General features: G+C 41.3%; 12 protein-coding genes. 4 read left to right on the plus strand and 8 right to left on the minus strand.

Going from position 1 to position 13,109, the window contains the following annotated elements; translation table 11 throughout:
• Positions 1 to 16 precede the first annotated feature (16 nt).
• The gene (locus AUR67_RS11500; protein WP_054563710.1) at positions 17 to 817 is read right to left on the minus strand and encodes a YggN family protein; all 801 of its coding nucleotides are present in this window, start codon (positions 815 to 817) and stop codon (positions 17 to 19) included.
• Positions 818 to 1,208: 391 nt separating this feature from the next.
• Between AUR67_RS11500 and AUR67_RS11505 the strand changes: the two genes are divergently transcribed.
• Positions 1,209 to 1,397, plus strand: coding sequence for a PA3496 family putative envelope integrity protein (locus tag AUR67_RS11505; protein WP_082389337.1), 189 nt, complete (start codon positions 1,209 to 1,211; stop codon positions 1,395 to 1,397).
• 52 nt (positions 1,398 to 1,449) lie between these two features.
• On the opposite strand, the gene AUR67_RS11510 is transcribed toward AUR67_RS11505, so the two are convergent.
• The 3 genes from AUR67_RS11510 to AUR67_RS11520 all read right to left on the minus strand — a co-directional run bounded on the left by AUR67_RS11510 (position 1,450) and on the right by AUR67_RS11520 (position 3,043).
• Positions 1,450 to 1,932, minus strand: coding sequence for a glutathione peroxidase (locus AUR67_RS11510; protein WP_054563709.1), 483 nt, complete (start codon positions 1,930 to 1,932; stop codon positions 1,450 to 1,452).
• A gap of 107 nt (positions 1,933 to 2,039) precedes the next feature.
• Positions 2,040 to 2,339, minus strand: coding sequence for an AzlD domain-containing protein (locus tag AUR67_RS11515; RefSeq protein WP_058585371.1), 300 nt, complete (start codon positions 2,337 to 2,339; stop codon positions 2,040 to 2,042).
• Complete coding sequence (locus AUR67_RS11520) at positions 2,336 to 3,043, minus strand: AzlC family ABC transporter permease (protein WP_058585414.1); 708 nt, start codon at positions 3,041 to 3,043, stop codon at positions 2,336 to 2,338. Before AUR67_RS11520 ends, AUR67_RS11515 begins: the two co-directional genes overlap by 4 nt.
• A 152-nt stretch (positions 3,044 to 3,195) precedes the next feature.
• Between AUR67_RS11520 and AUR67_RS11525 the strand changes: the two genes are divergently transcribed.
• A complete protein-coding gene (locus AUR67_RS11525) occupies positions 3,196 to 3,846 on the plus strand; it encodes a cytochrome b/b6 domain-containing protein (RefSeq protein WP_058585372.1) in 651 nt (216 codons plus the stop codon).
• Between the two features lie 57 nt (positions 3,847 to 3,903).
• Here AUR67_RS11525 and AUR67_RS11530 read toward each other — a convergent pair whose 3' ends face one another.
• On the minus strand, positions 3,904 to 4,356 hold the full coding sequence (locus AUR67_RS11530; RefSeq protein WP_058585373.1) for a c-type cytochrome: 453 nt from the start codon (positions 4,354 to 4,356) through the stop codon (positions 3,904 to 3,906).
• 103 nt (positions 4,357 to 4,459) lie between these two features.
• The gene (locus AUR67_RS11535) at positions 4,460 to 4,930 is read right to left on the minus strand and encodes a DUF2721 domain-containing protein (RefSeq protein ID WP_054554628.1); all 471 of its coding nucleotides are present in this window, start codon (positions 4,928 to 4,930) and stop codon (positions 4,460 to 4,462) included.
• 244 nt (positions 4,931 to 5,174) lie between these two features.
• On the opposite strand from AUR67_RS11535, the gene AUR67_RS11540 reads away from it, so the two are divergent.
• Both AUR67_RS11540 and AUR67_RS11545 read left to right on the plus strand, forming a co-directional pair.
• Positions 5,175 to 8,576 carry a S8 family serine peptidase gene (locus AUR67_RS11540; RefSeq protein ID WP_058585374.1) on the plus strand — a complete coding sequence of 1,134 codons (3,402 nt, stop codon included), beginning with the start codon at positions 5,175 to 5,177 and terminating at the stop codon, positions 8,574 to 8,576.
• Positions 8,577 to 8,705: 129 nt separating this feature from the next.
• Entirely contained in the window at positions 8,706 to 10,871 is a 2,166-nt protein-coding gene (locus tag AUR67_RS11545; RefSeq protein WP_058585375.1) for a S9 family peptidase, read from the plus strand.
• 21 nt (positions 10,872 to 10,892) lie between these two features.
• Here the strand turns inward: AUR67_RS11545 and AUR67_RS11550 are convergent, their stop codons facing one another.
• Entirely contained in the window at positions 10,893 to 12,368 is a 1,476-nt protein-coding gene (locus tag AUR67_RS11550) for a sensor histidine kinase (RefSeq protein WP_058585376.1), read from the minus strand.
• Positions 12,368 to 13,093, minus strand: a complete 726-nt coding sequence (locus AUR67_RS11555; protein WP_058585377.1) for a response regulator transcription factor — start codon at positions 13,091 to 13,093, stop codon at positions 12,368 to 12,370. Before AUR67_RS11555 ends, AUR67_RS11550 begins: the two co-directional genes overlap by 1 nt.
• Between the last annotated feature and the right edge of the window lie 16 nt (positions 13,094 to 13,109).

The raw sequence follows: 13,109 nt of genomic DNA on the forward strand, positions 1-13,109 counted from the left end.
GATGTTAATTAGTCAATTACTCTGCATTCTGTTTGAAAGTAAATAGTTGATACTCTTTTAGCTCTGGTACTAGAACCACTAGCTCTTGCTCTTTATGAGCGATATCAGCAAAGCTGCCGCATAATGCATCTGCACGCTCTTCAAGTTGAGCTGCCTGTGTTTCTACACGCGCTTCGATTTGTGCGCCCATGTTTTCCATACGTTGCTCAAACTCATCCATGTCGCCACCTGAACCTAAAAGTTCAGAGCCTAGCGCAACTAAAATACTGCCCATCGATTGCATCATGGCTGACTCGACAGCCGATTCGATTTGCTCATCGAATTGGTCTTCAAAGTTTTGGCCAAATTTTTCGAAATTTTGCTGACCCATGGTGAACGCACCTTGCTGATAGAAAGCGTTTTGTACTTCTACGCTGATATCGTCCATTAATTCTGAAATGTCGCTTAGGCCATCAATATTGAAAGCATTTGATACTTCTTCGATGGCTACACCAGCTATTTTTACACCATCAAGTGCGATATTTGCTACTTCAGGAAGTTGGCTGCGTAAGCTGTCTGAGTAATCTGCAATTGCTTGCTGTTGTGAAGCATCAAGCGACACGCTTTGACCATCGATATATAAAGTGTGTTGATCGATGATTTTCATAGTGCGATTATCGGCTGTGTATACTTCTAACTCGCTTGGTGTAATGCGTACATCATTTATAAATTCAACATCACACTGCTCACCGCTGAATGAAATATTTGTATCATTATCGTTATGAGCCATTGCGCCGGTAGCGATAAATAAAGAACTTACTAACAATAACTTTTTCATTTTTTTCTTTCCTGTTTGAAATGACACAAATACATAATCAAATTGAATGCCAAAATTTATAAATTCAATTAATTCAAAATCTTGCTGTGTTTTGAGGCTTTTTCAAAAATTGCGGGGAATAACTTTTTAACCATTTTTTAGTCAAATTAACTAAAAAATACACATGCATAAATGACTTTTATCGAAACGATAAAAAACTCTCACTTTTCAGAAATCAAATTTAGCGCTATTTATTCACAATATTGACATATGACCTATTTAGCATGGGTGTATGGCTTTATTTTGGTGGTTTTTTAGATACTAAATTACTACTGAGCTTTTTAATCTTTGCCAATTCATCGAGCAAATTTTAATCTCAAGAATTGGTCTCAAACACTTTATGGAGTGGGTTGTGGGTAAGACATTTAGTTATGACGCGCTAGATGACGATTTTGTTGAAGACGAGTACGAAATGGTCGGGCGTAATCAACACGACAAGAAAAAGCAACGCGTAAAGAAGAAGTTGGAAGACTATCTTGAACAAAAACGCTTGCGCAGAAACTTAGGCGATGACGACTTTGACGAGTACTTGAACGACTAAGCATAAATTTAGATAAAGAGGCAATTTGCCTCTTTATTGCTTTTAGGTTTTGTTATTTGCCCAGTGCAGCTGCGATGTCTGACTCGAGCTGTTCAGGTTTTGTCAGTGGCGCATAGCGCTTAATTGCCTTGCCATCTTTACCAATTAAAAATTTGGTGAAGTTCCATTTTATTTTGCGGGTGATAAATCCCGGTAACTCTGATTTTAGGTATCTAAAAACAGGGTGAGCATGTTCGCCATTCACATCGACTTTGCTCATCATTAAAAAGCTAACGCCATAGTTAATTAGGCAGCCTTCTTTAATTTCCTTCGCATCCCCAGGCTCTTGTTTACCAAATTGGTTACATGGAAAACCAATTATTACTAAGCCTTGCTCATGATACTTTTCATGCAGTGCTTGTAAGCCTTCATATTGTGGAGTGAAGCCACATTTACTTGCTGTATTTACAACAAGTACGACCTTGTTTTCAAAATCAGAAAAGTCAACGGTTTGGCCTTGTAGGCTGGTGGCAGAAAGTTGGTGAAATTCGCTCATAATGATAACTTTTTATTATTGTTGCATTGATTTTAACTTGCTTGGAGTTTTTCTAAAAGGGTAAATTTTAATCAGCGGTTTTTCTTACTTGGCGTTAAGCATCGCTGCTAACTTAAAATTATAAATAATCCCATTCCTGCCAGTGTTGTGTAGTATATGTTATGTGTTTTATAGGCCACGATAACAGACACAACAGCAGCACTTAGGTAAGGGTTTTGCCAATCTAGATTTATCCCTTCGTCATTAATAAACACAATGGGCACCCAAATTGCGGTGAGTACGGCAGGGGCGCTAAAACTTAAAAATTGCTGCATTTTCGGGCCGACTTTGAATGGTAATGCGCGGTGCAGAAATAAGTAACGTGTGAAGAAGGTAATACACGCCATTAATAAAATGGTGGTCATCATAGTGTATGCTCCTCTTTTGCTTGCCAGCGACTAATTAGGTAACCCACAGTCATAGCGATAAGAGCCGCGGTGACAAGCCAAAGTTGAAAGCCCTGACTTTTTAATAGTGTTGCTACAACGCCTGCGGTGATCACTGTAGCCAGTGTCGCAAGGTTCTTTACACCTGGAATAACTAAAGCAATAAACGTGGCAGCGATGGCAAAATCAAGGCCAAGGTGTGTTAAATCGGGAAGTAAGCTTCCTGCGACAATACCTAGTAAGGTCCAGATATTCCAGGCAATATAAAAACTAAAGCCGGCACTGAGTGCGTAAATAAGGCGAACTTTTGTGCGGTAGGCTTTGTGATGATGCGAAAAAGCAAATAATTCATCGGTTAGCACAAAACTCACTGGCAGTCGCCAACGAAAGGGTTGGTCAATGACTTTGTGGCGAATAGCTAAACCATATAAAAAGTGCCGTGAGCTAATAATGAGTGTGGTAAATAAAATAGTTAAAAGCGGCGTATTGCCTGCCATTAATTCAATCGCAACGAGCTGTGCTGAACCTGCAAATACCAACAACGACATAGCTTGTGTTTCTAAAGCACTGAAACCATTTTGAACTGCTAATGAACCACATAAAATTCCCCAAGGTAACACCGCAAGGCATAAGGGGAGCATGTCGAAAAATCCTTTTAGCAAGGCTCTTATTGTTGATGTATGCATCTTATCGCTCATGTTTGTTGTTATGGCTCAGATCAAAACAGCTGAAATAGAGGTGTGTCAAAATAACTGAAGTTTGCAATAATGTATAGCCGAGCCTGTTGCTAAAATTTCATATCTGCAAGTCATTAGCGTCTTTTAAAGGGAAAGTTACAATGTCAAAAGTTAAAGTATGGGATGGCTTTATAAGAAGCTTCCATTGGTTATTAGTTGCGGCCATCGCAACCCTCTATTTTAGTGCTGAAGAAGGTATGTTGGAGCTGCATTTTGCTGCAGGCTACTTCACTCTAGCGCTTATTATTACACGTCTTGTTTGGGGCCTTATTGGTAGTAAAACGGCAAAGCTCTCTGCACTGATTTATTCACCTGTTGCTGCAATTAAATCGTTTACAAGCAATGAACATAAGGCGGGTCACGGCGCGGCGGGTAGTTATATGGTGATAGCCTTCTTTGCGTTACTCATTGTGCAGCTAACCTCTGGCTTAATGACTAGTGACGATATATTAACGGATGGTCCACTAGTCGAGCATGTATCCTCAGATACCGTAGATTTTGCCGGTTGGTTACATCACTTAAACTTTGACATTTTGTTGTATGCCATTGTGTTGCATGTATTGGCGATTGTGATTTACCGCATTAAAGGAAAAAACTTAGTGAAACCTATGCTAACGGGTAGTAGCGACCAAGTTGCGGTTACTGAGCCTGTTACTAAATCACCGTTGATAGCTTTTGTTATTTTTGCAGTGTGCTTAGTGGTGCTATTTACGACTTGGGGTGCAGAGCCGCTCAGCTATTTGCTTGGCTAGGTAATTCAAGACATTAAAAAAGGCGCTATAAAGCGCCTTTTTAGTTCAAATTTTTAACTAGTCTTTGAAAGACTTATGGCAATCTTTACAGCCTTTAGCCCATGCGCCAAATGCTTTGCCAATTACTTTTTTATCGCCGCTTTGTGCTGCAACTGCTAGCTCATCAGCATATTGTTGGAAAGCCACAGCTTTTTTCATAAAGGTTTCGTTGTCGCTCCATACAGCTGCTAGTGCAGATGTATCGCCTTTATCAGAGCCCGCTACAAAAGCTTCCCAAGGCATTTTTGATAATGCCGCTGCATTGTCGGCACGCTTTTGAAAACGTTCTGCATCAAAAGGTACTTTTCCTTTTAGCATATCGCCCATGTCACCAATTTGTACGCGGATCATTGAAAATGCTGCCTGACGGTACTCGATTGCATCGCTTGGCTCTTCAAATACAGAATTTGCTGATGCGCCTAGTGCCATTGTAGATAGCATTGCGCCTACTACTAATTGTTTTAATTTCATTCCTTTTGCCCCTTAAGATGTCATAAAAGTAAACTAACTGAGTTGTATCTTAGCTCAATATAATATTCAAGTGTATTGCGGTTAATCTTAACTTAAGTTTAATTTAATCATTTATATCTATATCAGCGAAGATCATGCCGCGGCGCATACTTCTCGTTGCTAAGAAAACCTCGCATAGTAAAGATAAAAATCCACATATCAACAGCGCCATAGCGGCCACAAAGCAGCTAGCAATTGTCACGCTTAAGTTGATCGATTGGATATGCGATAAAAATAGACACATAACCACAGCACATACTAATAAGGCACTGAGTACACTTAAACTAAATGCGATATGAATGCAGCGAGAGCGTTTCAACAGCGCCCTTAACTCTGTTGTCAGCGACTTATTGAAGTCTTCATCGGTACTGACTTTAAGCTTACGTTCTAACTGCCGAGCTCTATCGGTAATACGCGCTAAGCGGTTTGAAAGCACGCCTAACGTTGCTGCAATACCGGTAATTAAAAAGACGGGTGCAACAGCCGTTTGAATCACCTTTGCCATGGTAAGAATGTTGATTACTTCTGAATTCATTGAAAGTACTCTATTTAATAAAACTCAATACACTGTTCATTTACAAATGTTTACAACTCTAGCTTGCATCTTTAAATCATTTTAAAACAATACGTTACTTAAACTTAGTGCTCTTTGTTTCAGCTGGATGTAATTCTTATGTAACAGAAATGTTGTTCTTGCTAGGGTTTCCGTTTTATATTGGTTCTGAAACTTTGTTTCAATCACTATTTAGACGATAACATAACATATCCCAGGGGAACCCATGTCTAAAAATCTAATAAAAAGAACTGCAGTTGCTTTGGCTGTAACCAGTGCAATGTGCGCTAGTGCACAAGCCAATGACTTTTCTAAATATAATCTTGCCGGCAAAAAATTAATCCAATCGAGCGCGGTAACTAAAAAAGAACAAAAAGCTCATCGCGAAGCTACAAGCTGGTTAATTAAGTTAAATGCTCCAGCATCAGTTAATGCTAAAACAATGGGCGCGGATGTAGCGTCAATTCAAGCGCAAGCAAAAGTAGCGCAAGCAAGCGTAGAGCAAGCAATCAACAGTATGGACTTGCCTGTAAAAGTTGTCGCTAAAACATCAACACTAGTAAGCTCAATCGTAGTCAATGGTAATAAGCAAGATGTTGCTAAGTTACTATCGAACTCTCAAGTTGAGGGCATTTACCCAGTATACGATTATGAATTGCATGTTGCTGACAGCGCTGACTATATTGAAGCAACTCCTTTAGTATCTAATGGTTTAGCAACAGGTGAAGGTGTTCGCGTTGCTGTGCTTGATACAGGTATTGACTACACTCATACCGCTTTTGGTGGTGCGGGTACTGATGAAGCATATGCTGCAGCAATTGCAGACCCTGCGTCAGTAGATTGGCCACAAGGTAAGGTATTAGGCGGTTATGATTACATTAACGATGATGCCGATCCTATTGATGTAGATACAAACCACGGTACACACGTTTCTCACTCTGTTAACGGTATTGCACCAAACGTAGATTTATTTGTTTACTCTGTATGTAATAGTGGCTGTCCAGGCCTTGCACAACTTTTAGCTCTTGAAAGTGCAATGGATCCGAATGGTGACGGTGATATGAGCGACCGTGTTGATGTTGTAAATATGTCACTTGGTGGCGATTACGGTGATATTGCAAACGATGCAGTTGGCCTATTCATCAACCAAGCAGTTAAACTTGGTACAAACGTTGTTATCTCTGCTGGTAATGATGGTGCTTATCCATTCATCGTAGGTGGCCCAAGTACAACTGAAAACGCTCTTTCAGTGGGTGCGATGACTCACCCTACCGGTGAAGAATCAGTTGGTAGTGGTACAGTTAATGGTGAAGAAGCTGTTGTGCAGCCAGCCAGCTTTGGTCCACAGATGGCATTTAGCTACACTAATGAAAACTTGGAACTTGTGTACCCAGATGCAAATCAAACGGCTTGTGAAGCGTTTGCTGACGACGTTGATTTTACAGGTAAAGGCGTTATCATCGACCGTGGTGCATGTGCATTTACAGTTAAAGTATTAGCAGCACAAGCTAAAGGCGCAGAGTTTGTTATTATTGCAAACAATACTGACGATGGAACGCCAGCACCTATGGGCGGTTCAGATCCAACTGTTACTATCCCTTCTGTAGGCGTAACGTTTGCAGCTGGTACAGCTCTAAAAGCGGGCGGTACGTTTAACCTAACAGTTGAGCGTCTTGTTATGTCTGGCGCGATTGCTGATTTCACATCGCGTGGTCCTTCAATGGGCGGGCTGTTAAAACCAGAGATTACAGCACCAGGTGTAAACATCATGACTGCTCATCCTGGTCTTGGTGATGGTCTTACTGGCGCAACAGGTACTTCATTCTCGGGTCCTATTACTGCAGGTGCGGTGAGCTTATTAAAAGAAGCGCTGCCAGAGCGTAACGCGTTTGAAATTAAAGCGACGTTAATGAACACGGCAAACCTAAATGTAACTATGGAGCCGTTAGCGATTAACCCAGACGCTGAGCTTGCACCAATTAGTTATATCGGTGCGGGTCTTGTTGATGTAAACAAAGCGGCTAACTTACCAGTTGCTGCATGGGCTGCAGATACTAAACAAGCTGCTCTTTCGTTTGGTTTAGTAAACGCATCAGAAACAGTTGAGCTTACTAAAACAGTTCAAGTTAAGAACTTCTCTAACGAAGACCAAGTGTATACACTTTCTCTTGAGCAGCGTTATGCAGATGATGTTGAGCGTGGTTCATTCTCACTTGACTACCCAGAGTCAATTACAGTGCCAGCAGGTCAAACAATGTCATTTGACGTGACAGCGACGATTGATCCTGCAACTTTACCTGAGTGGACTTTAACTGAGGAAAATATTGGTTCTCAAGATGCTACGGCTGACTTAACTAACTTAGAGCTTGATGGTGCGCTAATCTTCTCTGACGGCAGCGATGAAGCATTCCACCTTGTTTATCACGTATTACCAAAAGCAAATGCGGCAATGAGCTTCATGCCAGTTGTGACTGATAACGGCGTTGCACATGAAGTAACAAACACAGGTGCGGTAGCACTTGATCCTGTATTTGCTCCTACAGTAATGACTGATGATATTGATGAAGACCAACGTTTTGATTTAGTAGGCGCATCAATCGAAACATTTGCTGTATCAGCTGAAATTTGTGAAAGCGGTTATGTAACACTTACTACATTAGTGCTAAACGAGGGAATTACTCACTCTTACGTGGGTGGTTTCATGGCTGACTTCGATATGGACCAAGATGGTGTTTACGATGTTACAGTACAAAATGGTAAGTTAGAGTGGTTCTACGATGTTGAGCCGGGCACTGCAATTACCTTTACTCACGGCTATGGTAGTGCTTCTGGTTTCTTAGATAATTATTACCAAATTATCGGTAACAACCACCTTACAATGCAAAGCTGTATTGAAGCATTTGGCCTAACAGCCGATGACATTGGTCGAGCAACTGTAGATGTTCGTTTCCGTACAGAAGAAGAAACATGGACACCAATTGCAACTGAAGAAGGTGATGTTGCAATGGGTACTTACACATTCACAGATGCATCAAGTGATGTATATGCAATGTTTGTAGATGAAGCTGGTGAAGCTGTTAGCTCAATTGAACCAGGTGCTTCAGCTACTTTATACAATGCAGGTGAAGACTTCATGATTCTTTCAGACTCGGGTTCTAAAGCGTATGCTGCAACACCTGAATCAGACTCGAATACTCCACCAGTTGTTGCTGATACTGAATTCTCTGTTGATGAAAACACTGAAAACGGTACGGTAATTGGTACGCTAGAAGCAACTTATGGTGCTGATTTAGCAAGCCCTGTTACAGAGTTCATTGTGATTAGCTCAAGTTCAACAGCTATTTCAGTAACATCTTCAGGTGATGTTGTAGTTATGAATCAAGACGTACTTGATTATGACGCTGGTTTAACATCAATTGAACTAGAAGTTGTTGCAACTGACAGATCAGGTAATGTTTCAGAGTCTGCTATGGTAACTGTTACAGTTAACAACCTAGCTGATGAAGCGTCTGAGCAACCAGTTGAAGCGGAAGAACCAGAGAAGAAAAAATCTTCTTCAGGTTCACTAGCATGGTTAACATTACTTGCTGCACCGTTCGCATTTATGCGTCGTCGTAAGCAAAAGTAATTACTTGATAAGTAAGTGATAAAAGGGAGCTTCGGCTCCCTTTTTACATTGCTTCACAAAGGCTACTTATATATTGCAGTTTTTTTACTTATATTGGAGACAGAATAATAAAACGAAAACAGGAATCCCATGAAAGTTGGCCATTCACTTTGCCTAGCGGCACTCTCTTTAGCTGTTCTATCAGCGTGTAATAAAGTCCCAGATAATAAAGAAAAAGCCGTTATTACAGGGCAAGTTCAGGTTGCAGCACCCGTCGCCAAAAAAATACCCCATGAAATGACCATTCATGGAGACACTCGTGTCGATAACTACTATTGGATGCGTGATGATAAGCGCAAAGATGCCGCTGTTATTGCCCATTTGCATGCTGAAAATGCGTATGTTGAAAGCAAGTTAGCGCATACACAAACACTACAAAACACCCTGTTCGAAGAACTTAAAGGGCGTATTGAGAAGGATGACGATACGGTACCGACAAAAAAAGGGGAATATTACTATTTCTCACAAACGCGGGGTGATGACGAATACCCGGTTTATGTGCGCAGCAAAGATAGCCAAGGAGAAAGTAAGCAGGTTATCTTAAATGTGAATGAGCTTGCTAAAAATCATGACTATTTTGCCGTAACAGGTTTAGCTGTCAGCCCAAATGGCAATTTGCTGGCTTATGGTGAAGACACTGTGAGTCGTCGTATTTACACAATTAAAGTAAAAGATTTAACCACAGGTAAAATGCTCACAGAAAGCCTTGAAGGTACAGAAGGTGATGTCGTGTGGGCTAATGACAACAAAACCTTTTACTATATCAAAAAAGACCTACAAACGCTGTTAGGCTATCAAGTATATCGCCATACACTAGGCACCCCTCAAGCCGACGACGAACTCGTTTACGAAGAGAAAAATACCAGTTACTACACCGGTATTTATAAGAGTAAAGACCAACAAGAAATCTATATTAGCCATGGCAGCACCAGTGCGTCTGGCGTCTCGGTTATTGATGCCAATGATGTCAAAGCAATGCCAAAACGTTTTATTGAACGCGAAGCTGGTCTTGAATATGACATCAGTAAGTTAGGTGATTGGTATTACATCGTTACTAATTTAAATGCAGTTAACTTTCAACTGATGAAAGTGCACCGCGATAAGGCTCATGATAAAGCTAACTGGCAAACGCTAATTGCTGGTCGTGATAACGTGAAACTTGAAGGTATTGAGTTATTTAACAATCACTTGGTTTATGAAGAGCGAGAAATGGGGCAAACCCGAATCACTATTCGCGACCTTCGTAACCAACAAGAGCAAGTCGTTGCATTTAATGACCCAACTTACATGGTCTTCAGTTATGGCAATCGTGAGTTAGATAACCCTAACTTACGTGTTTACTATTCAAGTATGACCACGCCAGGCAGCAGCTACGATATCAACCTAGAAAGTGGCGAAAAAATACTGCTTAAACAGCGTAAAGTGTTAGGTGATTTTAACCCTGACAACTATGCCTCTGAGCGAGTTTATGTGACGGCTAGAGATGGTGTCGATGTTCCTGTTAGCCTTGTTTATCGTAAAGACAAGTTCAAAAAAGATGGTTCGAATCCGCTTATGCAATATGGTTATGGTTCGTATGGTGCGACCATGGATCCGAGCTTTTCTAGCTCACGCTTAAGCTTACTCGATCGTGGTTTTGTGTTTGCGATTGCGCATATCCGTGGCTCACAAATGCTGGGTCGTCCTTGGTACGAAGATGGCAAGTTGCTGAAAAAACAAAACACCTTTAATGACTTTGTTGATGTGACTAAATCATTAGCAGCTCAAAAGTATGGTGATAAGGATAATATTTTTGCCATGGGTGGCAGTGCAGGTGGCTTACTAATGGGGGCTGTTGTGAATCAAGCGCCTGAACTTTATAAAGGGGTGATTGCAGCAGTGCCTTTTGTTGATGTAGTCACGACCATGCTAGATGCCAGCTTGCCACTGACAACGAATGAGTATGACGAGTGGGGTAACCCGAACGATAAAGTCTATTACGATTACATGCTGTCATATTCGCCGTACGACCAAGTTAAGAAGCAGGCTTACCCAAATATGCTAGTCACCACCGGCTTACACGACTCTCAAGTTCAGTATTTTGAGCCTGCAAAATGGGTTGCTAAGCTACGTGAATATAAAACCGATGATAACCTGTTGCTGTTCAAAACCGACATGGAAGCAGGGCATGGCGGTGCTTCTGGGCGCTTTAAAAGCTTGCAAGATACCGCTTTATATTACGCCTTTATGCTCGATTTGGCGGGTATTGAAAAATAATAACAACGCAGGCATCCGTGATTAAGCGGGTGCCTGCATAGCTAAATTAAAGCGAAATTCACTGCCTTTTCCTAAGGTACTTTTTACGTTTATTTCACTATCCATTAGGGTGAGCAGTTGCTTGCAAATAGCAAGTCCTAAGCCTGTTGAGCCACGTTTTATACTATTACGAGCCTGATAGTGAGGTTCGAAAATCGCATTGAGTTCATCCTCATGAATACCAACCCCGGTATCAGACACTGCCACGTATAACTGATCACTTTGCTGGCTAACTTTAACGGCTATTTCACCGCCATGTGGGGTGTGCCGAATGGCATTTTCGATTAAGTTTGTAAGCACCCGCTCTAATTTTGCAATGTCTGCCGTCACGGTAAAATCGCATATTTCGGGAACAACCTTGAGTGAAATTCCTGCTGATTGCGCAGTTAGAGCAAGCTTTGCTATACAATCATAAATTAATTCGCCCAAATTAAAGGTCTCGGATTGTATTTTCACTTGGCCGCACTCTAAATTAGCCAGCTCAAAAATTTGTTCAATCAGCTGTTTTAGTTGCTGGCAGTTATCCATTGCAAGGTTGAGATAATGACGTTGCTCAGGCTCGTTTAAGTGGCTATCCGGTTTATTGATCACCTCAAGAAAGCCGTGCAGTGAAGATAGCGGCGTACGTAAATCGTGTGATAAGTGAGTGAGTAACTCTCGGCGTTGCTTATCGGCTTGCTGTAATGACTGAAACTGCTCATCAATACGTGCCAGCATGGCATTAATGCCTTTGCTTAAATTGCCAATCTCATCATCAGCACTGTAGCTAGAATCCAATGACATTTTGGTAAGGCTGTAGTTAGCCGCTTCTATTTTATTAAGTTCTTTATTGAGTTTTTTGAGCGGTAAGGTGAAAAACCGAAACAACAGCAGCATCGCAATAAAGAGTGCAATTAAGGCGGCAACAAACCACATAGCGGCAAGCCAAAGATTATCATTGGCTTTAATGTTATTAAGGGTTGTATCGTAAGCTTGCCCGCCAATAATCACGTATAAATAGCCTTGCAGCTGTTGCTGATTATAAACTGGCGCGATCGAAAATATTTTTACGCCATCCTTGCTACGCGGATCATCACCATAAATCGGTGTGGCAGTGGGGTTGTCGAGTAGCTGCTGTATTGGGCTTAAGTTTATTTGCTGCCTAACGACTTGCCCTGGTTTAGCTGAATAAGTCAGTAAATGACCTTCTGGGTCTACAAAATAAAACTCAAATGCAGGACCGAGTATCATCAGCGTGTGAAATAAGTTTTCTAGTGCGTCATAGTCATACACACCTTGTTTGATCAGTGGATTGTCGTGCACTAAATGCTCGGCTAATTGGAGGTGCAAGTTTTGCTGAGCATGATGAACAGAGCTTTGTTCTAATTGCTTACTCCAATTTAAAACGAGTGCGCACAACAGGCTAAAAATAAGCACCAATGACCAAGCGAGTTTTTGATATAGCGTCATTGATTTCATTAGCTTGCACTCAATTGACAGGGGTTTAGTTTATAGCCAACACCCCAAACTGTTTCGATAAAATTGACTGGGTGATGTTGCTCAAACTTACTGCGTAAACGGTTTATATGGGAATTGACCGTATGCTCGTAGCCGCTGTGTTGGTAGCCCCACACTTGGTCTAGTAACTGTTGGCGGCTAAAAACATGGTTTGGGTGTTTAGCAAAATAGACTAGTAAATCGAATTCGGTGGCGGTTAAGTTAATTGCTTGGTCAGCTAAAAATGCTTGGTGGCTGGCAAATTCAATGTGTAGTTCGCCAAGTTGAATTGCCGCTTGAGCGCTATCTTCATGATGTGATTGAGCTGCCATAAGTTGTGACCTATGCCGTAATTGTGTTTTTATTCGTGCTTGTAATTCTCTGGCGAAGAAAGGTTTGCAAATATAATCGTCAGCGCCCATTTCCAGACCAATCACTCTGTCCATATCGCTACTGAGTGCGGTCAGTAAAATAACGGCAATACTTGGATAGTGCTCTTTAATTTTGCGGCATAAGCTCAAGCCATCCATTTGTGGCAGGTTAATATCAAGCAGTACTAAGCCGTAACTTGAGCTGGAAAGCTTCTTTATTGCAGCTTCAGCGCTCGAGGCTTCATCAATATGTAAGTTTAGGCAGTGCAATTGTGTGCTGATAAGTTGGCGGATTGCTCTATCATCTTCGACGATTAATAATTTTTCTTGGTGCATGGTTCACTCCAAATCA

Source organism: Pseudoalteromonas sp. XI10, assembly GCF_001469895.1.
In the GTDB taxonomy this organism is placed as follows: domain Bacteria; phylum Pseudomonadota; class Gammaproteobacteria; order Enterobacterales; family Alteromonadaceae; genus Pseudoalteromonas.